Origin of the sequence: Bacillus cereus group sp. BfR-BA-01356 (assembly GCF_022663635.1) — a bacterium.
GTDB lineage: Bacteria > Bacillota > Bacilli > Bacillales > Bacillaceae_G > Bacillus_A > Bacillus_A cereus.
Genome location: NZ_JAKUFX010000004.1, coordinates 70,326 through 94,542, shown reverse-complemented (window position 1 = coordinate 94,542; position 24,217 = coordinate 70,326). Strand labels below are relative to the sequence as shown.

The window sequence follows — 24,217 nt, the reverse complement described above, 5'->3', positions numbered from 1 at the left end:
CTGCCTCCTTTATTTAAGAAATTGTCATACAAGAGCCTGGACCACCTGCGAATGATAAACCACAGCTTCCTTGTTCGCTATATAAATCTGCCACTTGTTCACGGTGAGTGCCTGGAATGACGAAGCGATCTTTATATTTCGCAATAGCAAGAAGACGATACATATCTTCTACATCCTGTTTTGTTAAACCAAGTTCTTTTAATACAGCTTCATTTGGCTCTTTATTAATTTGCAGCGCTCTCATATGCGTTCGCATAACAGCCATTTTCTTTAATGTAAGACGAATGTGTGATTCATCTCCTGCAGTGAGTAAATTCGCTAAATATTGAATTGGAATACGCATATTATCGATAGCAGGGAAAATCTCTTCTGCTTGCCAGTTACTGCCTTTCCCTTCCACCATATTCATAATTGGGCTAAGCGGCGGAATATACCAAACCATCGGCATTGTACGATACTCTGGATGAAGAGGCAGAGCAATTTTCCAATCGATAATCATTTTATAGATTGGTGACTGTTGTGCCGCTTTAATCCATTCTTCAGGAATGCCTTGTTTTTTCGCCTCAGCTGCTATTTCTGGATCATTTGGATCTAGGAAAACAGTAAGCTGAGATTCATATAAATCTTTTTCGTCTTCAACAGAAGCTGCTTCTTTTACTTTATCAGCGTCATATAGCATTACCCCAATATACCTGATACGTCCTACACATGTTTCTGAACAAATTGTTGGCATACCAGCTTCAATACGTGGAAAGCACATTGTACATTTTTCAGCTTTATTCGTTTGCCAGTTAAAATACACTTTTTTATATGGGCAAGATGATACGCAGAATCTCCAAGCACGACATGCATTTTGATCCACAAGTACAATCCCGTCTTCTTCACGTTTATACATTGCACCAGATGGACAAGATGATACGCACGATGGATTCATACAATGTTCGCATATGCGTGGTAAATACATCATAAAGACGTTTTCAAAATCAGTTTTAATTTCTTCTTCCATTTTCTTTACGTTCGGATCTTGCAATCCTGTTATATGTCCGCCTGCTAAATCGTCCTCCCAGTTTGGACCCCATTCAATTTTGTCGATAAATTCGCCTGTAATTGCTGATTTCGGACGAGCAACTGGTTGATGCTTACGCTGTGGGCTATTTGTTAATGTTTCATAATCATAATTCCAAGGTTCAAAGTAATCATCAATTGTTGGTTGATCTGGATTGTGGAAAATGTTCATAAGACGCTTCATTTTCGAACCAGATTTCAGCTGAATTTCACCATTTTTCAATTCCCAGCCGCCTTTATATTTATCCTGATCTTCCCATTGTTTCGGATAACCAATTCCAGGTTTTGTTTCTACGTTATTGAAATACATATATTCAGCACCTGGACGATTTGTCCAGGTGTTTTTGCACGTTACGCTACAAGTATGGCAGCCGATGCATTTATCTAGGTTCATTACCATTCCGACTTGTGCTTTAATCTTCAAGCCAATCTACCTCCTTCAGTTTGCGAATTACAACGTTTAAATCGCGCTGGTTCCCAGTCGGACCATAATAGTTAAATCCATAACTTAATTGACCGTATCCACCAATCATATGTGTCGGTTTTACGTGAATTCGAGTTGGACTATTATGCGTTCCCCCGCGGTTACTTGTTAATTTCGTACCAGGTACGTTAATGTGACGATCTTGCGCATGGTGCATAAATGCCATTCCTCTCGGTATACGATGCGTTACAACAGCACGCGCTACAACAACACCGTTACGATTAAAGCACTCAATCCAATCATTATCTGCAACACCCGCTTCAGCAGCGTCCTCTTTATTCATCCAAACAGTTGGACCACCTCTAAATAGCGTTAACATCGGTAATGAATCGAAGTACATACTATGAATCGACCACTTATTATGCGGTGTTAAATAGTTTAGTGTAATCTCTTTCCCTTCTACTTCGGGCCGTGATTTACGGAACGGTTTATGTTGCAGAATTGGTTTAAATGTTGCCATCGTTTCACCAAATTCTTTCATCATGTCATGGTCTAAGTAGAAAGATTGTCGACCAGTTATCGTTCTCCAAGGGATAAGACGTTCCACATTTGTTGTAAACGGTGAGTAACGGCGTCCACCTTTTTCTGAACCTGTAAATGCTGGAGAAGTAATTACTGTTTTCGGCTGTGCTGTAATTTGTTCGAATGTGAAGCATTCCTCTTCACGTTCTTCTGCTAAATCACGTAATTTTAGATCTGTTTGTTTTTCAAGTGCTTCCCATGCTTTTACTGCCATATGACCGTTTGTTGTAGAAGATAGTGTTAATACCGCTTCAGCAGCATTGATTGCTTCTTTTATGTCTGGGCAATCTTTCGCGATAGAATCCGTTCGAACAACTCCTAATTTGCTCTTTAATTGCTCATATTCTTTTTCCGCAGACCAAGAGATCCCTTTCGTACCAATCGGTTGTTTTCCGACATTCGGTCCAAGCGCAGTCATTTTGTCATAAATCGTTTTATAATCCCTTTCAACAACGTGAATTTGTGGCATCGTTTTACCCGGGATTGGTTCACATTCACCTTTACTCCAATCTTTAATCTTGCCAAGTGGTTGCGCTAATTCTTGCGGTGTATCATGAAGAAGTGGTGTTGCAACAACTTCTTTCATTGGTTCAAGATCAATTTTCTTCGCTAAATCTGACACAGCTTTAGAAAGTGAAGTGAAAATATCCCAGTCAGAGCGCGCTTCCCACGGTGAACCGATTGCCGGATTAAATGGATGTACAAATGGATGCATATCTGTACTGCTCAAATCGTGTTTTTCGTACCAAGTTGAAGCAGGTAAGACGATATCAGAATACAGTGCTGTTCCAGCCATACGGAAATCTAAATTAATGAGTAAATCAAGCTTTCCTTCTGGCGCTTCTTCATGCCACTTTATTTCTTCTGGTCGTAATGAATCACTGTCGTCATTCATTAACCCGTTTGTTGTACCTAATAAATGTTTTAAGAAATATTCATGTCCTTTACCAGAACTCGAAATTAAATTCGCACGCCATACGAATAAGTTGCGCGGGAAGTTGTTTTTGTTATCTGGATCTTCAATCGCAAATTTCAGTTCTTTTTCTTTTAATTTTTGTGCAACATATTTTCCGATTTCTTCTTGCTTTGTTGCACCAGCAGCAACAGCCTCTTTATATAATTCAATTCCATTTTTCTCGAATGTTGGATAAGAAGGTAACCAGCCAAGTCGTGCAGCTAATACGTTGTAATCACCGTGATGTTGATAACGAGAGTTGCCTTCAACTGGAGATGCTAAATGTCCAACAGGTGTATCTTCATAACGCCATTGATCTGTTACGAAATAGAAGAAAGACGTACCGTTTTGTAATTTTGGCGGCCCTTGCCAATCTTTTGCCATCGCGATTGTTTGCCATCCTTCTGCTGGTCTTAATTTTTCTTGACCAACATAATGAGCCCAACCACCGCCGTTTACACCTTGTGCTCCAACGAGAAGAACAAGATTTAAAACGGCGCGATAAATCGTATCAGAGTTAAACCAATGGTTAATACCTGCTCCAACAATTATCATTGAGCGACCATTCGTATCAACAGCATTTTGTGCGAACTCACGAGCGATTTGAATAATAAGCTCACGTTTTACTCCTGTCATTTTCTCTTGCCATGCAGGTGTAAACGGTATATCATCATTGAAGTCTTTCGGTTCTTGTCCGCCAAGCCCTCTGTTCACACCGTAATTTGCTAACGTTAAGTCGTATACAGTTGTAACGAACATTTCGCCCTCTTCTGTCATAACCTTTTTCACTGGAATCGTACGTTCTAATACTTTGTTTCCATCATCAGAGAAGTACGGAATTTGTACAGTTCCAATCGCTTCTTCCATTCCAAGTAAAGAAAGACGTGGATCAATCTTTTCACCTGTTTCTTCATCTTCTAAACGCAAGTTCCATTTCTTTTCATTATCCCAACGTGACCCCATTGTGCCGTGAGGTGTTGCAAAATCATTCGTATTCTCGTTCCAAAGAACAGGTTTCCATTCCCCTAACTTCGTTTCTCGTCCAATATCAGAAGCATTTAAGAACCGATCAGCAACGAATTGATCTCCTTTTTGTTTCAATGTGACAAAGAAAGGAAAATCAGTATATTGCTTCGCATACTTTGTGAAATATTCCACTTGATTATCTACGTAAAATTCTTGTAAGATTACGTGCCCCATTGCCATCGCAAGTGCACCGTCTGTACCTTGTTTCACACTAATCCAATCATCCGCAAACTTTGTTGATTCAGCGAAATCAGGACTGACAGAAACAACTTTCGTTCCTTTATATCGAACCTCTGCTAAAAAGTGTGCATCTGGTGTTCTCGTCATTGGTACATTTGAACCCCATGTCATAATGTAACCAGAGTTATACCAGTCACTACTTTCTGGTACATCTGTTTGATCACCCCAAATTTGAGGAGAAGCTGGTGGTAAATCCGCATACCAATCATAGAAGCTAAGCATCGGTCCACCCATAAGTTGCATAAAGCGACTACCAGCAGCATGACTTAGCATCGACATAGCTGGAATTGGTGAAAAGCCAACATTTCGGTCTGGACCGTATTTCATTACTGTGTACAGTAATGAAGCTGAAACGAGTTGTAACACTTCATCCCAATTCGCACGAATGAATCCCCCTTTACCACGCGCCTGCTTATACGTACGTGCCTTTTCACGGTTTTCCACAATGCTTTTCCAAGCCTCTAATGGTGACTCGTTATTTTGCAATTCTTCTTGCCACATATTCCAAAGAACACCACGTACATACGGGTATTTCACACGAAGTGGACTATAAATGTACCAAGAAAAACTTGCTCCACGTGGGCATCCTCGCGGTTCAAAATCTGGCATATCAGGACCTGTAGTCGGATAGTTAAGCTCCTGCCCTTCCCAAGTTACAATTCCATCTTTCACATATATATTCCAGCTACATGAACCAGTACAGTTCACGCCGTGTGTAGAACGAATTACTTTATCATGCTGCCAACGCTTTCTGTACACATTTTCCCATTCGCGATCTTCATATGTTTCTTGTGTATGATTATCGTTATAACGATCTATTGGTGAAAAATATTTTAAACGTCTCATTAGTGCTGAAGTTTTTTTCTTCATACTGTTCACTCCTTTAATACGTCTCTCTTACATACCCTTACTATAAGAGAGGTTGTAAAATACAGATGTGACATTTCGCACAGTTCAAGAGATTGTCAAAAATTCAGTAGAAAATAAGTTTGTGAGAAAATCTTGTGTTCCGTTGTGAAGATTATGGTTAATCTTAATTATTAGGAGAATGGTATTTTGAGGTATCGACTATTTTGCAAAAGAAAAAGAGTTTTGATATTATTTCAAAACTGCCATAAGGAAAAGAGTATAAATTGTATGTAAAAATATTTTTCCCAATGTTATTATTTTATATCGAGTCTTATTTTACATAAAACTACAAATCATTATTTACTGTATTGCCCTTAGTTACGGAAACAATTATACTAGATGTAATCGAAATAAATAATCTGAATATTCTCAGAATTAAAGGTAGAAGTTTTACTATCTACATATAGAATTAGAAATATGTCCACTAAATTGATTAGAAAACGATAATAACATTAGGAGGATTACGATGCCCCAGCTTGATTCATTACATCCCACTGTAGAAAAAATAATCAATAATATTGAAAAAATAATGGTCGGAAAACGAAAAGAAACAATCTTAGCTTTGACAGCTCTCTTAGCTGAAGGTCATGTGCTATTAGAAGATGTTCCTGGTGTCGGGAAAACAATGCTAGTACGTGCTCTTTCTAAATCCATTGATGCTGATTATAAGCGAATTCAATTTACACCTGATTTATTGCCGTCAGATGTAACAGGAGTTTCTATTTATAATCCGAAAGAGCTCCAATTTGAGTTCAAGCCTGGACCAATTATGGGGAATTTTGTACTTGCTGATGAAATTAATCGTACATCTCCAAAGACACAATCTGCTTTACTTGAATGTATGGAAGAAGGCAATATTACAATAGATGGTATTACAAGACCTTTACCAAAGCCGTTCTTTGTCATGGCTACACAAAATCCAGTCGAATATGAAGGAACATATTCTCTACCAGAAGCTCAGCTCGATCGTTTCTTATTGAAACTAAAAATGGGATATCCTACACCAGAGGAAGAATTTGAAATTTTAAACCGGATGGAAAAAACAAATCCACTCTCTCAATTACAAACCATTACTACAATAGAAGATTTACTTTATTTACAACAAAGCGTACAGGTAGTAAGTATGGACAAAGCAATTAAGCATTACATTGTAAAGCTTGTTAATCAGACTCGTACGTACAGTTCTATACAGTTAGGTGCAAGTCCACGTGGCTCGATTGCTTTAATGAAAGCTTCACAAGCTTATGCATTTATCCATGGCAGGAATTATGTTATTCCAGACGATGTTAAATTTTTAGCTCCTTATGTTTTAGCACATAGACTCATTCTAAAAATGGAAGCAAAATTTGAAGGAATAACTGGCGAACAAGTTATCGCAAAAATCGTTGCACGAACTACCGTGCCTACTCAAAGGACGATGAACCCTTGATGAAACGAATGCTGCGAGCGCTATATCACGTTATGAAGTTATTGCTACTCCCTTTATGCCTAGTCTTAACATTTATGTACGCTATGTTTCAAGGCGGGTTTGTCAGTTGGTTTTTGTTTTACAGCATAATTCCCATTGCTCTTTATTCGCTACTACTCCCCTTCTACGCTTTACGGGACGCTGAAGTAAAGCGAATAACAAACCAGAATGGATATGTAGTAGGAGAACAATTTGTAAGCACGATTACAATAAAAAGAAAATTTCCTTTTCCCTTACTTTATTTAGTTATAGAAGATGAACTGCCACCACAATTTATAAGTTGTAAACAAACAAAGATGAATAAGGTAGTACTCTTCCCAGGATTGAAACGAAATATTTCGTTTCAATATGTTATTGACACAATCCCTAGAGGCGAGCACACTTTTTCAAGCGTTCGTGTCAAAACTGGCGATTTATTCGGCATGATAGAGAAAGAAGTAACTTTTTCAGTTCCAGATACATTTTTAGTCTATCCCCAGTATGTAGATATAGCATATCGACAATTGGAAAATCATTTCGAACAAGGAGCGCTTTCAGCAAATATAAATTCAGCAAAAGACTCTACAATCTCTGTCGGTGTCAGAGACTATAAACCTGGTGATCGCTTTTCATGGATTGATTGGAAAGCAACTGCACGAACAAACAATATTATGACAAAAGAGTTTGAACAACAGCGCAGCCATAATGTCATGATATTCATAGACAGAACCGAGTCTCCTCTATTCGAATCAGTCGTCACATTTACTGCCTCTATCGTAAGGGCTGTCTTGAAACAAAATTCACCAGCATCATTCGTGTCTATCGGAAAAGAACAAACTATTTTCCCTTTAGACAATGGAGATACGCAGTTACAACAAATCCTTTGTCATTTAGCAAAAGTGCAAGCAGACAGTGTATTCCCGCTCTCCCAGAGTGTAGACATGGAACTAAGAAAAATTTATGAGCCCGTCACGGTTATACTCGTGACCAGTAATCTTTCTCCCGATATTCAAAAGGCGGCTGATTGTGCTGCTATAAAAAATAGAAAATGTATGGTTTTTGTCGTGAAAGAAAAAGCGAATCAACTTTCACACCGAGAAATCAGTATACTAGAAACTCTAAAAAAACGACAAATATTTGTAAACACGGTTTATGAAAACCGGTATACAAACGTGTTTTTTGAGGTGAGCAAATGATAACATTACAAACAAAATACAAGTGGGATACGAACAGATTCTTTATGCATGCATGTGTATTTCTTCTTTTACTAGAATGGCTAAGACCTCTTATAGGTATTACAAATGTAGGTAGATTAGATATTTTCGTAACATTTATAGGAATTTGCTTCGCTCTCTCTTTTTTTCAAACGAGGTGGCAGATTCCAATAAAAATTGTCACAGTCCTATTTATCATTCATTCCCTATATTATAAAAATGCTTTTATAAATCCATCTTGGCTAACAACATTCTTTTCTGATATGTCTCGAAATTCCTCCCTATTTTTCCAAGGGAATTTACTAGATATTTCTCCAGTTTTTCCGACGGTTTTATTTTTTCTCTCATTTTGGTTTTTGAGTTCTTTCACTTCATTTTGGATTATTCATAAAAAACGTGGGTTTCTATTTCTTGTATTGACTATTATTTATATCGCAACTTTTCATAACTTACATTTATACAATGCAAACTACGCTATTATTCGAACTGTTGTCATCGGATTTTTTATGCTTAGTCTTCTTCAAGTAGAACGAATAAAAGAGCGTGAACACTTACAAAATTATGCTAGGGAAATCTCAAAATTACTTAGACCACTTACAATATTTATTGTATTATTAGCAACCATCGCATACTTTGCTCCAAAATTTGGCCCTCAATGGCCAAACCCAATGGATTTTTTAAAATTCAACACATCTGAAGCAAGTAAAGAACAAAAAGTTTCTACAATTGGGTATGGTTTAGATGACTCGCGATTAGGTGGTCCTTTTAAGGCGGATCCTACAATTGTTTTCACAGCACGAACGCAAAACAAACAATATTGGAGAGTAGAAACAAAAGATTTCTATACAGGAAAAGGCTGGGAAATTTCTGAAAATCCGAAAAAGATTTCTTTTAAAAATAAAAACGACGTCGTAAGCTGGTACGAACAAAATACAAAAACGGAAACGACTGAGGCAACAATTACCATGCAAAAAAGTTACCCTCACCTTACCTATCCAGCAGGATTAGTATCAGTTGAGGCTTCTTCTGATGTATCATACAGTGTTGACCCGTTTTCAGAAAAAATTTATACAATGAATGGAGACTCTTCTACTACTTTACATTCGTATAAAGTAACATATGAGATCCCTGAGTTTTCCATAGAAAACTTGAAAGCTGTAAAAACAAATGAAGGTCAAGAAACAAACCCTTATTTTATGACAAAGTACACACAACTTCCCGAGTCATTACCACAGCGCGTAAAAGACTTGGCTGTCAATCTTACAAATGATAAAGACAACCGATATGATAAAGTATTAGCTATTGAAAATTACTTCACAGACAACTCTTTTACATACGAATCAACGAATGTCTTATTCCCTGCCAAAAGCCAAGATTATGTAGATCAATTCCTTTTCGATACAAAAAGCGGCTACTGTAATAATTTTTCGACGTCTATGATTGTACTACTTCGTTCTGCCGGGATTCCTGCTCGCTGGATAAAAGGCTATACAGAAGGAACTCTTGACAATACGCTTGCCTCTGCAGAAGGTGCGGATGTTTATACAATCACGAACGATAACGCACACTCTTGGGTCGAAGTATATTTCCCAGGATACGGATGGATTCCATTCGAACCAACAAAAGGATTTACCAATCCCTATAATTTTATAAATAATACGCCTGCTCCTATTTCACAAAATAGCGAAGCAAATAATTCTAATAACGAGCAAATACAACAACGAAATAATGAAGCAAAACTTAAAAGTTTAATAGAAAATACAGAAGAAGCTTCTACTAAAAAGGTCACAAATTCTAAAACTAGTTTTTCTTGGTGGTACGTATTCCTCTCTACGATACTAATTAGTACTATAGGATACATTCTCTTCACCACTAGAATGAAATGGATGACATTTCTTATTATTCATTTCTATAAATACCGAAAAAATGATGCTGTTTATCAAAAAGCTTACGGTGCACTTTTAAAACAATTTGCGAGAATTGGCATACCACGGAGTGAAAGTCAAACATTCCGAGAATACGCTCTCCATATCGATACACTTTACAACTCGGCCGATATGCAACAACTTACTGCCAGTTATGAGAACGCTATGTATAAACATGGGCAGGCTGCAGAAGAATGGAAGAAATCTGTACACTTATGGGAAGTGCTTATGAAAAAAGCAGCTTCTCTACCTAAATCAGATGGCTTTGATACAGTTATTTAATCTTGAAAATGTGAGTTTAAAGAAAACGTCTCAAAGAACTACATTGTTCTTTGAGACGTTTTTTAATAAAGTGAAACTCCTAATTATTCTCCAAGTACCTTCTCAATCTCAACTTCTAAATCTACCGGCTTCGTCTGCGGCGCAAAACGCCCTACTACTTTCCCGTCTTTTCCGATTAAAAACTTCGTAAAATTCCATTTTACTGCTTTCATACCGAGTAAACCTGGTGCCTGTTCTGTCATGTATGTATATAAAGGATGAGCCTTATCACCTTTCACATCAACCTTTGCAAACATTGGGAAGTTTACACCGTAGTTTAATTCACAAAAACTAGTAATATCCGCTTCTGTACCTGGTTCTTGTCCCCCGAATTGGTTACAAGGGAATCCGAGTATTTCGAGTCCCTGGTCTTTATATTTATCATACACCTCTTGTAATCCTTTATATTGTGGTGTAAAACCACATTTGCTAGCTACATTGACAATAAGAAGTGCTTTTCCTTCGTAATCTTTTAACGATTTTTCTTCACCTGTAATTGTTTTAGCTGAAAAATCATAAACTGTCATTGTCTTTGCCCCTCTCTTCATTATCATTCTATGTTTATACTATACTATATTCGTGAATATACAACTCTTATTACGTACTTATAAGATATAATGATAGCGCTTTATTTCCATTCAAAATTCGACACATACCACTAGACTTTTATGATGGAAAGTTTTACAATTGAAATGTGAACAAAATGTGACAGTTTATATTCCATTATAAAAGAAAAGGATGGTGTCCATTATGAAAACTGCACAACATGAAACGATTTCAAATCGCGAGTTTTATTTCGTACTATATATGATGTTATTGTATGTTACTGGCTGGGTAATCGATGTAAATGGTTTATTCTTAAGCTCCTACTTTAATTTAGCAGGAGAAATTATGCTTCCATTAGTAGGCGGGATTGTTGGACTGTTCATTATGTCTATTAATAAACAACAAACGAAATAATAATATTACAAAAAGGCAGAAGACGAGCTTTCGTTTTCTGCCTTTTTTCTATTTTAGCGTATAATAGAAACATGCAGTATATAAGGAGTGGTAAATATGAAAAAAGTAGAGCAATTATCTTCTCACCTATATCTTATTGATGATTTCGATTTACAGCATAATGAACGAACAGGTACGTATGTTTTATTAGGTGACGATATTACTTTAATTGAAACTTGTGCAGCCCCTTCTCTTCCGTATATTTTAGACGGCTTACAACAATTACATATTGATTTAAACGATGTTAAAAACATTATCGTTACACATGTGCATTTAGATCACGCTGGCGCAGCTGGTTTAATGATGGAACAGTGTCCAAATGCTACGTTATATGTGCATTCTCGTGGTGCTCGTCATATGATTGATCCAACAAAACTTATTTTAGGTGCAAAAGCTGTCTACAAAGAAGATTTCGATAAACTCTTTGACCCAATTCTTCCAATTGAAGAAGAACGTGTTCATATTGTACAACATGGTGATACGTTAAAAATTGCAAAAGACCGCACCCTTACATTTTATGATACACCAGGACATGCGAAGCACCATATTAGCATTCACGATTCATTAACAAACGGGATTTTTACTGGCGATACAATTGGAATTTATTATAGAGAACTCGCAGACCTTGGTGTAGAACTGTATCTACCATCAACGTCCCCTTCACAATTTCAACCAGATGCGATGATTGCTTCTAAAAATCACATTCAAAGTATGGATGTAGATACTATTTATTTCGGGCATTATGGTGCATCATCCAATGTTACAGAAGTATATAATCAACTGGAACATTGGCTACCTATTTTCGTTCAGACTGGTAAGGAAGTCTTTGAAAAGTATAATGATTTCGATGAAGCGACTAAAGCTTTACAAACTTTGTTAATGGATAAAATCTCTTCTCATCTTACAAAGTTAAACGTTCCATCAGATCATTCCGTTTATAATATTTTACATTTAGATATAGAAATTAGCGCAATGGGTATTATTGATTATTTCACGAAGCAAGAAAAAGCAAACTCCACTATTAACTAACAGTAAAAGAAGAGATATACAACAGTAGTTATTGTATATCTCTTCTTTTTTTGAATATATTTTGAGTAAAGGATGGTGGAATATAATGCAAAAATTGATGCTATACCTCTGCTTCACATTATTTATCGTCTTATTATTATTTGTAGGAGTAAAAATTCAATTTTATTTAGATACAGATGCACAAGTGAACTTTAACGTTTATCCAAGATTATTCTACTTTACACTCTTCCCTCTTATAGTTGGCATTTTATTACGATTCCTTCAATCTATTAATCGCGAAACGAGTAAACAAAACTGGAGCTTTCAACCGGATAAATTTATTGCTATTACAGTGCCTACACTATTCATTTCCTTTTCCCCAGCACTACTCTTTTCACCACTTGCCGAATACCTACCTTATTTAGTTAATATTATTCTAATAAATACAACTTTTGTTACGATTATTAGTTTAATAGCTGGTTATTCCCTTTTAGATTGTTTTATACAAAAGGATCATGCAACGATGAAAAAATATAATTGAATACTTTATTTTCTTTCAATAAAAAAAGCTCGAAGCTAAAGCTTTGAGCTTTTTACTTATCGCACCTTTTCATTTACATACTCCATAAACTGCTCTGCTTTAATAAATCTTTCTTTGTACGCCTCAGGTACTTCTTCTACTTTCATTCCACCAGTTGATTTTGTCTTCACTTGTACTATTTCATATGTCATTAAAGCTTCCACATAGCGATCAAACTCTTCTTTTGTTAATATCTCTTTACTAGATTTATGACCATTTAGTTTATCAAAGTATGGTTGAAGGCTCATACTTACCTTTTTCATTTCTGCTCTTTTTCCTGGTGATAATTCATCATAATCAATATTACCGTTTGAATCTCCGTACGCAAGCTTTGCATTAGTTAATTTTTTCAGTTCTTTTGTAAACTCTTCATATTCCTTTGCACCCATTTCATCTTTCGCTTCTGATAATTTTGCATTAAAACGCATATACGTTTCTAATGTCATTGCTCCGGCATGTTTTTTTAAATTCTCAAAAGATCCATATATACCATCCGCCATAATAGATTGATACGCAAAACCTGTCGTCGGGATTAAAAGAGCTGCTGCAAGTACTCCTGCGATAAGGCGTTTCTTCCTCTTACTCTCGCCGTGCTTCATTTTTATTTGCACGATTACTTTTTCTTTTAAATCCGGCGGGGCAACAATACCCTTTGCTTCTTCTTGTATAGATTCCCTAACTCTACAATCTAAACTCATTTCACATTCCCTACCTCTCCTAAAAAAATTTCTTCTACTTGCTCTTTTTGACGTAGTTTCTTTAATGCCGCATGAATTCTAGATTTCACTGTACCGATTGGAATATGTAATATTTGTGCTACTTCTTCTTGTGAATAATCGTGTAAGTATCTTAAGATAATAACTTGTTTCAATTTATACGGTAATTTATGAATGAGTTCGATTAGTTTTTGGTTTGATATTTTACTTACAACATCGTTAGAAAAATCAATTTGCACTGGCTTTCTTTGCTCTTCTGCTTTTTTTATAATTCGTAGTCGCATCCACCTCTTTCTTCTATAAGAATGAATTTGTTTAATCGCAAGCCCAATTAGCCAAGGGCGAAATGGCTTCTCGCTATCATATTTACGAAGCGATTCATATAGCTGTATGTATACTTCTTGAACGACATCATCTACATCCGTTTTATCTTCAATTAAAAAATGTGCTGTTTTAATAAGCTTCACTTATAACCACACATAACTATTATATAATTTTCCAATTTCTGATAAAGATTTAAAATAATTTATATAGTCAAATTTAGGAGGACATATAATGAAAGCTATCGTTGTAACGTCGTTCGGTGGTCCTGAAGTGATGAAATATACAGATTTTGATATACCGGCTATTTCAGAAGATCAAGTTTTAATTCGCGTAGTTGCTACTAGTGTAAATTTCGCTGATATTAAATCACGTTATGGCAAAAAAGGAAATAAAGCACTACCTTTTATTCCAGGTATAGATGCCACTGGTATTGTAGAACGTGTCGGTTCTCATGTGAAAAATATTCACCCTGGACAACGTGTCATTGCTTTTCCTCAAAATGGATCTTACGCAGAATACGTTGTTGCAAATGAAAATCTTACTTTCGTATTACCCCATGAAGTTGACTTTCACACTGCAGCCGCTTGTCCGATCGTATCTTTTACAAGCTATAATTTACTCGCAAATGTTGCAAGGATTCAAAAAGGTGAATCTGTACTCATTCATGCAGCTGCTGGCGGGATTGGTACTACCGCAATTCAATTTGCAAAACTATTAGGGGCTAGAACAGTTATCGGTACTATCGGAAGTGAAACGAAAAGAAAAATCGCTTTAGATGCTGGAGCTGATTATGTTATTTGTCATCAAACTGAAGATTTTGTAGAGAAAGTCAATGAGCTGACAAACGGAGAAGGAGTGAATATTATTTTGGACTCTATTTCTGGAACTGTTTCTGAAAGAAGTTTAAACTGCCTTGCTTTTTACGGTCGCCTCGTTCATTTCGGTAATGCTAGCGGTGAAATTGGTAACTTTCAAACGAAAGATTTACATGCAAGTTGCCGCTCTATACTCGGTTTTAGCTTTGGAACCACACGAAAAAAGCGTCCTGAACTGCTCCAAGAAACTGCAAATGAAGTTTTCCGTTATTTGCGTGACGGACGTTTACAAATTAAGGCTACGAAATCTTTTCCACTTCAAGATGCAGGGAAAGCACATGAATGGGTCGAAAGTAGAAAAAGTACAGGGAAAGTAATACTAACTGTTCAGTCCTCTTCCTGAAATGAATACTGGAAACAGAGGTGGCATTCATGGGATCACGAATTATGCATGTTATTATCGCTAACGGTATTGCTGAGAAACTATCTATTCACGATAAGACTTCTTTCTTACTTGGAGCTGTAGCCCCTGATGCTGTTCATTCAAAAAAAGAAAAAGGAACCTCACATTTTTATGACGGTACAACGAACAACTATACGAGAAGAATAGATTATGATTCATTTTTTCATAAATATGAATCACATATAGATTCCCCATTTATTTTAGGCTATTATACCCACCTCATTGCCGATGATAATTGGCTAAGTGGATTTTTTCTACCTTGGCTAAAAAATAGAATAGAGAATGACGAAACGATCGCACCCCTGTACTATAACGATTTTAAATTGTTAAATGCAAAGTTGCTTCATCATTACGATCAAGAACAACAGCTTTTCTCTCTTCTCAATCAAGAGGCTCACATTGTGGATATTGAAGAGGTTTCTAAAGAAAACGTTTTAGAATTTCGAAAGTATCTTTTTGAAGATATGTTATATCCAAAGCAACACTTGCATGAAGACTTACAAGTATTTACGTTTGACCAAATTGTTGGCTATATTGAGACAGCTATTGAAAAAGGAGTATTTTTTATTAAACAACTCTCTAATGAAAAATCCACTTCAAAAATTTAATCCCCTTCAAATATATTTGAGGGGGATTTTCACATAGCAATATTATTATTGGTTCTTCTCCATAACCGCAAAATAATTCCCTTCGCTATCAGCAAAGTTAAACACTTTACCAGAAGGCATAGTTACCATTTCTCCAACAGTAACATTTTTATTTGTTAAATCTGTATATAGTTGATCAAGATTTTCTGAGAAGAACATTAAAGACGGTGTATCAAGATTCAATTCTGGGCTCATTTTCGAAATAACTTCTTTATTATGTAATATAATGCTCGTTTCCGCACCGCTTTTCGGAGCGATTTCAATCCATCTCATTCCTTGCTTATTATCTTCCTCTGCAACTACATGAAACCCTACCTTTTCCGTCCAAAAATTTACTGCCTCATCTTGATTATTTACATATAACATAATTTGTCCGACCTTATGAATCATTTGTATTCCTCCTATTGTTTTTATATTCTATGTAACTTTCTATAGATGCTATCGTTATTCCTTTTGAGTTGGTATGTACTTCTTTGCAAAATTTATCGACTGACTCATCCCATCCAGTTCATCAAAATAATCATTTCTTTCAATCATGTTATATCCGTCGAATCCAATTTTATCTAATACTTTGAAGAATATATCGAAATCTACTTCACCATTCCCTGCTGCGACTTCTATATACTTAGTTGAACGATCACTTTTCACTTCTTTACAATCTTTAATATGAGTTTGTACTATATAATCTTTTAATAGTAATAAACCTTCTCCCGGATTTTCATTTACATCACTTATTAAATTTGCTGGGTCAAAGTTAACAGCTAGTCCTTTCGAGTTTGCAGTTTCTAAAAATCGTTTTAATACTATTGCTTTTTCAGATCCCGTCTCAATGGCGAAGAATCCTCCAAATTTGAACGCTAATTCCCCTATCTCATAACAAACACGTAGCATTTTATCATAGTACTCACTATTTTCATCTTCAGGGATTTTCCCAATATGGGCTGTTACTACGTTAGCTCCTAACCCTAACCCTTTATCAGTAATATATTTAAAACTCTCTATTACACATTCAGCTTCAGTTCCTATTATTCCATTTTCTCCGAAGCTAATTGCTAATGATGGGACTTGAATCTCATTAAAAGATAAGTTTTCTTTTAATGTATTCCATTGTATCTTTGAGATGTTAGCTAAGTTGAAAGTCGGATTCATAGCATATAATTGAATATATTCTAAATCCCATTCCCTTGCTTTTTGTATTCCTTCGTTTACTTCAATATGTTTCGTATTTAAAAACATTCCTAATTTCCTATCCATATGTGTACCTTCTTTTTATTATTTCGTGTCAGTTTAATATTCGACTTTTTTTATATTATTTCCTCGTATAAACCAAATAAATAAACTACCCTTTTTTCGATACTCCCAGTAGAAGCATATATATGATAGGTACATTAAAAACACTAATACAATTCCCATTATCGCTTGTTTACAAACAAAAAAGACGTAACTACAAATAGTTACGCCTTCCCTATCATTTATCTAGGCTTTTTCTTCCCAGTAAATGCTGGTTTCTTTTTCTTTGGTGCTTTCGGTTTCGTTTCTACAAATGATCCCTTGAACATTTCTTGCTTCGTAAATACGATGCCTAGTTTTTTCGCAAATTGTAGTAATTTACGCTCTTCTTGTGGTGTTACAAGAGACACGACAGTTCCTTCTTTACCCATACGTCCAGTACGTCCTGAGCGGTGAATATATTGGTCTACTGTGTCTGGTAACTCTAAATGAATTACGTGTGTTAAATCGTCAATATCGATACCGCGTGCTGCAATATCAGTGGCAAGTAGAATTTCTAATTTCCCTCCGCGGAAAGCACGCATTGTCGCTTCACGCTCTTGTTTACTTGCTTCTGCATGAAGAGCTGCTGCTTTCATTTTACGGAATTTCAATTTCTCAGTAATTTCATCTAAACGGAATGGGTCGTTTAAGAACGCAACTGCTTTTACATCGCCCATATGCATAATTCTTCTTACGTAATCATTTTTTTCGCGTCGCTCACAAATGATATACGTATGCTCAACTAAGCTTTTTGATTCTGCACGTGTTACACGTACTAATTGTGGTTCCACTGCTAAATCACGTGCCGCATCTTCTGCCGCTTTTGTCATTGTCGCCGAGAAGAATACTAATTGACGATCGCGCATCGTTGATTTAATTACATCTTGCACTGCGCCCATCATTTTTTGCTTTACAATTTGATCAAACTCATCAAATACAATTGTTTTTACTTCATGCATTTTTAGCTTTTTCATACGAATTAATTCTAAAATACGGCCTGGTGAACCGACAATTACTCTTGGGTGTTTCTTTAATTTTTCAACTTGGCGCTTAATATCTGCACCACCAATTAAAGATGCACCTGAAATTTCAGTTCCTGCTGTAAACTTTTGAACCTCTTCATGAATTTGCATTACAAGTTCACGTGTTGGCGCTAAAACAACAACTTGTGGCTGTTTTACTTCAGGATTAATTTTATGTAAAAGGGGTAATAAGTACGCTAATGTTTTTCCTGTTCCAGTTGGAGATTCAGCTATAACGTCTTGTCCTTCTAAAATAGTTGGAATCGCTTGTTTTTGAATTTCAGTTAACTCTTTAAAACCAGCCTTCTCCCAAGCTTGTTGTAAAAATGGTTGCATATCTTTTATCATTTGTTTTTCTCCTTTATCTCTATTTTTGAAGAAAATGCTGTATTGTTCGCACCGTTTCTATCATGTGTGAAATAACAGCTATTAAATCATCAACATGGTCTTCTGTAATCGCTTTTTGAAATAGAACCTCTACCTTATTATGATATGAAATCGCTTGCTTATTATATTCGTATGAAACTTTCTGCATAATCATTCTTTCTTTTCCCCATATAGAACGCATTAATGTTTCAATTTCTTCGCATTTTACTTCTGGTTGTTCTAACGGGAATGAAAATGCTAGCTTCATTTCACAACCTGGTGTAAACTGAGGCACTTCTAGTATTTCACCAGACAAGTTCTTTGCATCCACAGATAATGAAAATGTTGCTTCTACTAATGGTTCAAACGGTTCTGTTAATTGAAATGAGATATGATATATACGACTTAATGAAGCAAGATCCATCATATCTTTTCGATCTGTTACAAGAATATCTCCATGTAGATCAAAATCATACACAGCACCTTCTACGATTACTTTTAAATTGTCAAAAGCAGTTGGATCAAACATAATTTCCTCCAAAAAACAGGCGCCTTTCGATGGAAAGGCGCCACTTGATGTATATATAGTTTACAGATAAACGAGATGAATTACAACCTTTTAGAATAAACCTACTGCTTTTCCATCTTCATTTACATCCATTTGAAGTGCTGCTGGCTGTTTTGGAAGACCTGGCATTGTTAACATTGTACCTGTTAACGCAACGATAAAGCCTGCACCGATAGATGGTTTTAACTCACGAATTGTAACGATAAAGTCAGATGGACGACCTAATTTTGTTGCATCGTCAGAAAGAGAGTATTGTGTTTTCGCCATACAAACTGGTAGATTACTCCAACCTTCTCCTTCATATTGAGCTAATTGCTTACGTGCTTTCGGAGCAAATTCAATATCTTTTGCGCCATATACTTTTTGAGCAATTGTACGAATTTTTTCTTCTAATGGTAATTCTAATTCATAAAGTGGTGCGTAGTTGTTTTCACCTTTTTCGATTTCTTTTAGTACTTTTTCAGCAAGGTCAACTCCGCCTTGGCCACCTTTCTCCCAAACTTCTGTTAAGGATACTGCATAGCCACGCTCATTACACCACTCTTGTAAGTATGTAACTTCTGCATCTGTATCTGTAATGAATTTATTAATTGCAATTACGAAAGGCACTCCAAAGCTTTGAATTGTTTCAACATGCTTCTGTAAGTTTTCCATACCTTTTGCTAATGCATCTACATTTTCTTCTTTTAATTGATCTTTTGCAACGCCGCCATGCATTTTAAGCGCACGAATCGTCGCAACAATAACAACTGCTTCTGGTTTAATGCCAGCTGCACGAGCTTTAATATCTAAAAACTTCTCAGCGCCTAAATCAGCACCGAATCCAGCCTCTGTAATAACATAATCACCTAATTTTGCTGCCATTGTTGTAGCGATAACACTGTTACAACCGTGAGCGATATTCGCAAATGGTCCGCCATGAATGATAGCTGGTGTATTTTCTAACGTTTGTACTAAGTTCGGCTTTAATGCGTCTTTTAATAATAGTGTTAACGCACCTTCTACACCTAAATCTTTAACCGTTACAGGTTGATTTGCAAAGTTATAAGCAACTACGATGCGAGATAGACGCGCTTTTAAGTCTTGAATATCTGTTGCAAGGCAGAACACGGCCATAATTTCAGATGCTACTGTAATGTCAAAACCGTCTTCACGTGGTACACCTTGTACAGGTCCACCAAGACCAATTACTACGTTACGAAGGGCACGATCATTTAAGTCAACACAGCGTTTCCAAACGATTTTACGCGTATCAATTCCAAGTGTGTTTCCTTGTTGGATATGATTATCAATAAACGCTGCTAATGCGTTATTGGCAGTTGTGATCGCATGGATATCTCCAGTAAAGTGAAGGTTAATGTCTTCCATTGGTACGACTTGTGAAAAACCGCCACCTGCTGCTCCGCCTTTTAATCCCATCGTTGGTCCAAGAGATGGTTCGCGAAGTGCAATTACTGTTTTCTTACCAATTTTGTTAAAAGCTTGACCTAAACCAACTGTTACTGTTGATTTACCTTCTCCAGCTGGAGTTGGGTTAATCGCTGTTACTAAAACAACTTTACCGTCTTCCTCATCTTGTAAGCGCTTAAAAATATCAAGAGATAACTTACCTTTATAATGTCCGTATGGCTCTAATTCATCTTCTAAAATATTTAAATCAGCTGCAATTTCTTGAATCTTCTTCATACTCGCTTCTTGTGCGATTTCAATATCGGATTTCACTGTTGTAGTAGTTGTCATATACCCTAGTCCCCCTTTAATTGGTTCTGATGATATTGTATCAGTTTTTTGTATTTTCTGCACTTATTTACCTCCTAAAAATTCTTTCATTTCTTTATACGTTTTTTAACATAAATACCCATAAGAATGTTAACGATTGTTGTAACTCTGTAGGTAGTTGACCTAACATCTTCTCATTTACTCCGCGCTTATATACGCCGATGCCATCTATAACTTTAAAACCTTGTTCTTTCGCTAACTGTTCAAATTCCCAAGGCATCATCGTATTACAAACAACGTCTTTTCCATACAAGCGAGGATAACTGTTCTCTCGTGGCTTTGCTGTCGGTCCTAAAATTGCAATACATGCATATCCATCTTTCTTTAACACACGCTTTATTTCATTTAACGCTCGTAATGGCTCTTCCGTCCATTCTAAAGAATTAATTGCCATAATTGATTCAAATTGCTCATTTTCAAATGGTAATGCAGAAAGATCGCCTTTTATAAAAGATAAATTCGGTCCTTCTCCGCGCTCCTTACCTTTTTGAATCATCACTTCCGATAAATCTACTCCCACTGCTTTATAGCCTGCGCTACTTAATTTATATGTACCGTACCCATCACCACAACCAACATCGAGCACTTGTGCTTCTTTCTTTACGTATTGTTCAAAAAACGGAATAATTGTACTTCTGCTACCACTGTCCCACATCTCTTGACTATTTTGATTCCAAAACTCTGCGCTACTATCCCATTTCTTTTCTGCTGATTCATGCCAATTAAATTTCGTCATACATTCCCCTACCTTCACGCTTTATCACTCATTTCATTCTACATCATTTTCCAAAATTCCTGTTTTATCCCGCTTGCAGTAAGACACCTACCTCAAAATTCAATGGATGCGGACCAGTTAATGGGAGAGAACTGCTCATAAAAATCCAATTGTTGCTGGCTGATAATCAGTCGTGATGGAAAAAATCCCTCACTTTATCTTCAATAGGAGATGGATATGTTAACGATGGAATACGTATTCTCCATTTTTTGCTTTACTTGGGTTTAACTCATACTCATGTTCTTCTCTTTATGAAAGATACTATAGGTACACCCAATTGAAAGAGAGGGATGTACATGCGAAGAAAAAGAAATCATCATTTTAAAAGTGGTGAAAAAAACGAAGAGTATGCAGCTGAAATATCACCAGCTGGCATTCCAATTAGACATAAGCGTAAAGAAATTGCAAATGAGATAGAAGGTACAAATACCGGTGCAATGGTAGGCTATGTCGCTTTATTTCTTTCGTTATTCTCCATTGCTTTTTATCCAGTTACGCTCGGCTCCCTAGCAATTTTAGTTGGCCTATTAGCTGTCAATTTCGGAGCAAGAACACTTGGATATACAGCCATTGGTTTTGGTAGTTTTTCTGTTTTATTTACTTTACTTTATCCGCTTGCTTTGTCAGCGTTTTAAAAAAACACACCAAGTCATACTTGGTGTGTTCATTCATGATACAACATAATATGGCCGCATCCACAACAATGTTTCGCTGTAATTTCTTGAAACACTGGATAATTTTCTTCATCTCGATGCTCAATAAATACTTTTTCAAATCGATACATGTTTGGTGCATATGCCCAATCTTGTTTCGTACGTGCATATAACGTTGAGGAAAAAAACTCCTCACCGCCACAAACAATACATGTGTTCTTCATCAATACCCCTCCTATGCTTGTCTTACTTCATCTATATGAACATAAGCATAAAAAAAAGACCTTCTATTACTAGAAAGTCTTCTCTGAAACAAAAAGAAATGTACCAAACATTCCTACTCCGCTATATTCTTTTGAAACACCAGCTTCTGTTTTAAATGTTTGCTTTACAGTCATAAAGAATACACCATTTCGTGCATCTGTACTTTCAAATTGTAGTTTTTCTTTTTTACCATCTACATTTTGCGTGCATTCAAAACTACTCTCATTACAATTCAACGCATACTTATCCTGTACATACACTTTAAAATCTGATTCTTTCGGACAAGTTATAAGTAATATTGCCACGAGAATAATACTTATAATACCCACAATTGTATAATATTTCTTCATTTGTACTCCTTTCAAATGACAAGAAAACTTGACTTCATACGCCAAGTTTTCTTAGTCAACAACCCATTGCCACTCTTGTTCTTTCTTATCAAAAATGAGCCAACCTGTTTCTGTTGCTTCCTCTTTCAATTCATCGATATTATCTAACACCTCATCCGTACTTTCATACGAACCAACTACATATACCGGAATTTCAAGACCTCTTCTTGACTCAATCTTCCCTGCTAAATCTATGTAAAGACCATCTTCCATTAGTGGAATAAGTCCCATAATCAATTCTTTTGAAATCGCTGGGAAAATTTTTGATTTTTGGAAGAAAGAAAAACGTTTCTTACCGAAAGCACCGAGTTTATACGGAATGACTTTACTTAACATTCCTACAAAATCAGCAATTCTACGATAATACACTTTGTTGTACCATCCGTCATCATGTGAAAAATAAACAAATCTATTTTTCAACAGCGGAAAGAATGTTCTTGCAAGTGGTTCTTTTTTGTGAGCCAAATATAATAATTCTGCAATTTCTTTCGGCTCTAATTCATCTAAATCGCTTGCATCATCAAAATCTACCCAACAAAATTCATCAAATTCATCAATCTCTGCTTGAATTAACTTATGTATATTTTCTTCCTCAACATATTCAAATAAAGTATGATAATGAAAATCCGTCCATTCAAAGTTGTGCTTCAAAAGCAACACTTGATGAAGCGGTGAAGGGATGTTACTCGCAAACTCTTTAAACGTAATTCCTGATGTAATAAAACAATGACCTCGACGATTACCATTAATATATATCATATTCTTTACTTGGTCAGATCCTCCAGACAAAGCACCTAGCCACCTTCGTTTTATATGTTTCAATTCTATAGCATATTTTAACATGAAAAATTTTAGAAACATAGAAAAAACTTCAAAAACTATTTACAATTTCATGTGTTTTATTACATAGTGATTACAAGAAAAAACGCCTGCTCATAAGCAGGCGTTTTTAAAGGATTTCATCAGGGTTTTGAGGATGATGATTTCCCTCTTTCTTTTCTTCTTTTTGGAACATCGATTGAATTTTATCAATTGTTTGTGGAGCTAATTCAATCATTTTTTCTGCTAAATGTGTCGCATTTTGTAGATGTAGAATATTTACTCCATCTTTATTCACCACAAGAAATGCTACTGGTGTAATCGAAACACCACCCGCGCTACCGCCACCAAATGCAGGGTTACCGTTCGCTCTTTGTCCATCATTCGTTTGGAAATCAGAACCTCCTGCTCCAAAACCGAACGCTACTTTAGAAACCGTTAACACTACACCACCGTCAGCCGTTTGAACAGGCTCTCCAACAATCGTATTTACATCGACCATTTCTTTTAAATTTTCCATTGCTGCTTTCATTAACCCTTGAATTGGATGATCCACCGTTCATAACCTCCTTTGTCATATCTTTCCTAGTTTTTCCGAAAGTTTGTGAACTAAACATAAAATTTTATATTGATTTCAAAAAACTTAAGTT

Annotated in this window: 23 protein-coding genes and 1 pseudogene; 9 read left to right on the top strand and 15 right to left on the bottom strand. The window is 36.1% G+C overall.

What is annotated here, in order from left to right:
- Window positions 1-13: 13 nt before the first annotated feature.
- Window positions 14-1,489: a nitrate reductase subunit beta gene (narH, locus tag MR168_RS03035; RefSeq protein WP_000692658.1), complete on the bottom strand. Its 1,476-nt coding sequence runs from the start codon at window positions 1,487-1,489 to the stop codon at window positions 14-16.
- Window positions 1,479-5,162: a nitrate reductase subunit alpha gene (locus MR168_RS03030; protein WP_086411520.1), complete on the bottom strand. Its 3,684-nt coding sequence runs from the start codon at window positions 5,160-5,162 to the stop codon at window positions 1,479-1,481. The genes narH and MR168_RS03030 overlap by 11 nt, the downstream gene beginning before the upstream one ends.
- A 505-nt stretch (window positions 5,163-5,667) precedes the next feature.
- Between MR168_RS03030 and MR168_RS03025 the strand changes: the two genes are divergently transcribed.
- Genes MR168_RS03025 through MR168_RS03015 form a run of 3 tightly spaced genes read left to right on the top strand, consistent with a single transcriptional unit; the run spans window position 5,668 to window position 10,069 of the window.
- A complete protein-coding gene (locus MR168_RS03025; protein WP_049107454.1) occupies window positions 5,668-6,630 on the top strand; it encodes an AAA family ATPase in 963 nt (320 codons plus the stop codon).
- Window positions 6,630-7,844 (top strand): DUF58 domain-containing protein, encoded by a 1,215-nt coding sequence (locus MR168_RS03020; RefSeq protein ID WP_086411521.1) that lies wholly within the window; start codon window positions 6,630-6,632, stop codon window positions 7,842-7,844. Before MR168_RS03025 ends, MR168_RS03020 begins: the two co-directional genes overlap by 1 nt.
- Window positions 7,841-10,069 carry a transglutaminase TgpA family protein gene (locus MR168_RS03015; protein ID WP_086411522.1) on the top strand — a complete coding sequence of 743 codons (2,229 nt, stop codon included), beginning with the start codon at window positions 7,841-7,843 and terminating at the stop codon, window positions 10,067-10,069. Before MR168_RS03020 ends, MR168_RS03015 begins: the two co-directional genes overlap by 4 nt.
- Window positions 10,070-10,152: 83 nt before the next feature.
- Here MR168_RS03015 and bsaA read toward each other — a convergent pair whose 3' ends face one another.
- On the bottom strand, window positions 10,153-10,635 hold the full coding sequence (bsaA, locus tag MR168_RS03010; RefSeq protein WP_000219434.1) for a glutathione peroxidase: 483 nt from the start codon (window positions 10,633-10,635) through the stop codon (window positions 10,153-10,155).
- Between the two features lie 223 nt (window positions 10,636-10,858).
- Between bsaA and MR168_RS03005 the strand changes: the two genes are divergently transcribed.
- The 3 genes from MR168_RS03005 to MR168_RS02995 all read left to right on the top strand — a co-directional run bounded on the left by MR168_RS03005 (window position 10,859) and on the right by MR168_RS02995 (window position 12,656).
- Window positions 10,859-11,068 (top strand): DUF3925 domain-containing protein, encoded by a 210-nt coding sequence (locus MR168_RS03005; protein WP_000844984.1) that lies wholly within the window; start codon window positions 10,859-10,861, stop codon window positions 11,066-11,068.
- Window positions 11,069-11,164: 96 nt separating this feature from the next.
- Window positions 11,165-12,136 carry an MBL fold metallo-hydrolase gene (locus MR168_RS03000; protein ID WP_000754974.1) on the top strand — a complete coding sequence of 324 codons (972 nt, stop codon included), beginning with the start codon at window positions 11,165-11,167 and terminating at the stop codon, window positions 12,134-12,136.
- Between the two features lie 85 nt (window positions 12,137-12,221).
- Complete coding sequence (locus MR168_RS02995) at window positions 12,222-12,656, top strand: hypothetical protein (protein WP_001170913.1); 435 nt, start codon at window positions 12,222-12,224, stop codon at window positions 12,654-12,656.
- Window positions 12,657-12,712: 56 nt separating this feature from the next.
- Here MR168_RS02995 and MR168_RS02990 read toward each other — a convergent pair whose 3' ends face one another.
- The gene (locus MR168_RS02990) at window positions 12,713-13,393 is read right to left on the bottom strand and encodes a DUF3600 domain-containing protein (RefSeq protein ID WP_000050669.1); all 681 of its coding nucleotides are present in this window, start codon (window positions 13,391-13,393) and stop codon (window positions 12,713-12,715) included.
- Window positions 13,390-13,875: pseudogene (locus MR168_RS02985) on the bottom strand (sigma-70 family RNA polymerase sigma factor); the annotation flags it as partial. The pseudogene MR168_RS02985 and the gene MR168_RS02990, both read right to left, overlap by 4 nt.
- A 91-nt stretch (window positions 13,876-13,966) precedes the next feature.
- Here MR168_RS02985 and MR168_RS02980 point away from each other — a divergent pair.
- Together MR168_RS02980 and MR168_RS02975 are read left to right on the top strand one after the other, a co-directional pair.
- Window positions 13,967-14,953, top strand: a complete 987-nt coding sequence (locus MR168_RS02980; protein WP_000644623.1) for a quinone oxidoreductase family protein — start codon at window positions 13,967-13,969, stop codon at window positions 14,951-14,953.
- A gap of 29 nt (window positions 14,954-14,982) precedes the next feature.
- Window positions 14,983-15,621, top strand: coding sequence for a zinc dependent phospholipase C family protein (locus tag MR168_RS02975; protein WP_006922477.1), 639 nt, complete (start codon window positions 14,983-14,985; stop codon window positions 15,619-15,621).
- A 45-nt stretch (window positions 15,622-15,666) separates the two neighbouring features.
- Here MR168_RS02975 and MR168_RS02970 read toward each other — a convergent pair whose 3' ends face one another.
- The 6 genes from MR168_RS02970 to MR168_RS02945 form a co-directional block, all read right to left on the bottom strand.
- Window positions 15,667-16,050 (bottom strand): VOC family protein, encoded by a 384-nt coding sequence (locus tag MR168_RS02970; protein ID WP_000581462.1) that lies wholly within the window; start codon window positions 16,048-16,050, stop codon window positions 15,667-15,669.
- A 54-nt stretch (window positions 16,051-16,104) separates the two neighbouring features.
- Entirely contained in the window at window positions 16,105-16,914 is an 810-nt protein-coding gene (locus MR168_RS02965) for a sugar phosphate isomerase/epimerase family protein (RefSeq protein ID WP_049107450.1), read from the bottom strand.
- 218 nt (window positions 16,915-17,132) lie between these two features.
- Window positions 17,133-18,302, bottom strand: coding sequence for a DEAD/DEAH box helicase (locus tag MR168_RS02960; RefSeq protein ID WP_000588613.1), 1,170 nt, complete (start codon window positions 18,300-18,302; stop codon window positions 17,133-17,135).
- Window positions 18,303-18,321: 19 nt separating this feature from the next.
- Complete coding sequence (locus tag MR168_RS02955) at window positions 18,322-18,849, bottom strand: hypothetical protein (protein WP_000460219.1); 528 nt, start codon at window positions 18,847-18,849, stop codon at window positions 18,322-18,324.
- 90 nt (window positions 18,850-18,939) lie between these two features.
- Window positions 18,940-20,628 carry a formate--tetrahydrofolate ligase gene (locus tag MR168_RS02950; RefSeq protein WP_013141915.1) on the bottom strand — a complete coding sequence of 563 codons (1,689 nt, stop codon included), beginning with the start codon at window positions 20,626-20,628 and terminating at the stop codon, window positions 18,940-18,942.
- A gap of 94 nt (window positions 20,629-20,722) precedes the next feature.
- A complete protein-coding gene (locus MR168_RS02945) occupies window positions 20,723-21,403 on the bottom strand; it encodes a class I SAM-dependent methyltransferase (RefSeq protein ID WP_000160049.1) in 681 nt (226 codons plus the stop codon).
- A 335-nt stretch (window positions 21,404-21,738) separates the two neighbouring features.
- Here MR168_RS02945 and MR168_RS02940 point away from each other — a divergent pair, with 335 nt between their 5' ends.
- The gene (locus MR168_RS02940) at window positions 21,739-22,077 is read left to right on the top strand and encodes a hypothetical protein (protein WP_001253201.1); all 339 of its coding nucleotides are present in this window, start codon (window positions 21,739-21,741) and stop codon (window positions 22,075-22,077) included.
- A gap of 29 nt (window positions 22,078-22,106) precedes the next feature.
- Here the strand turns inward: MR168_RS02940 and MR168_RS02935 are convergent, their stop codons facing one another.
- From MR168_RS02935 to ytfJ, 4 genes are all read right to left on the bottom strand, one after another.
- Entirely contained in the window at window positions 22,107-22,319 is a 213-nt protein-coding gene (locus MR168_RS02935; protein WP_000798747.1) for a hypothetical protein, read from the bottom strand.
- Between the two features lie 69 nt (window positions 22,320-22,388).
- Window positions 22,389-22,709: a hypothetical protein gene (locus MR168_RS02930; RefSeq protein ID WP_000761174.1), complete on the bottom strand. Its 321-nt coding sequence runs from the start codon at window positions 22,707-22,709 to the stop codon at window positions 22,389-22,391.
- 51 nt (window positions 22,710-22,760) lie between these two features.
- Window positions 22,761-23,537 carry an oxalate:formate antiporter gene (locus tag MR168_RS02925; protein WP_000014087.1) on the bottom strand — a complete coding sequence of 259 codons (777 nt, stop codon included), beginning with the start codon at window positions 23,535-23,537 and terminating at the stop codon, window positions 22,761-22,763.
- Between the two features lie 160 nt (window positions 23,538-23,697).
- The gene (gene ytfJ / locus MR168_RS02920) at window positions 23,698-24,123 is read right to left on the bottom strand and encodes a GerW family sporulation protein (RefSeq protein WP_000349991.1); all 426 of its coding nucleotides are present in this window, start codon (window positions 24,121-24,123) and stop codon (window positions 23,698-23,700) included.
- Window positions 24,124-24,217: the final 94 nt, after the last annotated feature.

Coding starts and splice junctions, on each gene's coding strand:
- MR168_RS02975 (WP_006922477.1), top strand. CDS start 14,983: ATGGGATCACGAATTATGCATGTTATTATCGCTAACGGTATTGCTGAG.
- MR168_RS02935 (WP_000798747.1), bottom strand. CDS start 22,319: ATGAAGAACACATGTATTGTTTGTGGCGGTGAGGAGTTTTTTTCCTCA.
- MR168_RS03025 (WP_049107454.1), top strand. CDS start 5,668: ATGCCCCAGCTTGATTCATTACATCCCACTGTAGAAAAAATAATCAAT.
- MR168_RS03005 (WP_000844984.1), top strand. CDS start 10,859: ATGAAAACTGCACAACATGAAACGATTTCAAATCGCGAGTTTTATTTC.
- MR168_RS02960 (WP_000588613.1), bottom strand. CDS start 18,302: ATGATAAAAGATATGCAACCATTTTTACAACAAGCTTGGGAGAAGGCT.
- MR168_RS02945 (WP_000160049.1), bottom strand. CDS start 21,403: ATGACGAAATTTAATTGGCATGAATCAGCAGAAAAGAAATGGGATAGT.
- MR168_RS02980 (WP_000644623.1), top strand. CDS start 13,967: ATGAAAGCTATCGTTGTAACGTCGTTCGGTGGTCCTGAAGTGATGAAA.
- MR168_RS02995 (WP_001170913.1), top strand. CDS start 12,222: ATGCAAAAATTGATGCTATACCTCTGCTTCACATTATTTATCGTCTTA.
- MR168_RS02950 (WP_013141915.1), bottom strand. CDS start 20,628: ATGACAACTACTACAACAGTGAAATCCGATATTGAAATCGCACAAGAA.
- MR168_RS02955 (WP_000460219.1), bottom strand. CDS start 18,849: ATGTTTGATCCAACTGCTTTTGACAATTTAAAAGTAATCGTAGAAGGT.
- bsaA (WP_000219434.1), bottom strand. CDS start 10,635: ATGACAGTTTATGATTTTTCAGCTAAAACAATTACAGGTGAAGAAAAA.
- MR168_RS03020 (WP_086411521.1), top strand. CDS start 6,630: ATGAAACGAATGCTGCGAGCGCTATATCACGTTATGAAGTTATTGCTA.
- MR168_RS02940 (WP_001253201.1), top strand. CDS start 21,739: ATGCGAAGAAAAAGAAATCATCATTTTAAAAGTGGTGAAAAAAACGAA.
- MR168_RS03015 (WP_086411522.1), top strand. CDS start 7,841: ATGATAACATTACAAACAAAATACAAGTGGGATACGAACAGATTCTTT.
- MR168_RS02990 (WP_000050669.1), bottom strand. CDS start 13,393: ATGAGTTTAGATTGTAGAGTTAGGGAATCTATACAAGAAGAAGCAAAG.
- MR168_RS03000 (WP_000754974.1), top strand. CDS start 11,165: ATGAAAAAAGTAGAGCAATTATCTTCTCACCTATATCTTATTGATGAT.
- MR168_RS02930 (WP_000761174.1), bottom strand. CDS start 22,709: ATGAAGAAATATTATACAATTGTGGGTATTATAAGTATTATTCTCGTG.
- MR168_RS03030 (WP_086411520.1), bottom strand. CDS start 5,162: ATGAAGAAAAAAACTTCAGCACTAATGAGACGTTTAAAATATTTTTCA.
- MR168_RS02965 (WP_049107450.1), bottom strand. CDS start 16,914: ATGGATAGGAAATTAGGAATGTTTTTAAATACGAAACATATTGAAGTA.
- MR168_RS02970 (WP_000581462.1), bottom strand. CDS start 16,050: ATGATTCATAAGGTCGGACAAATTATGTTATATGTAAATAATCAAGAT.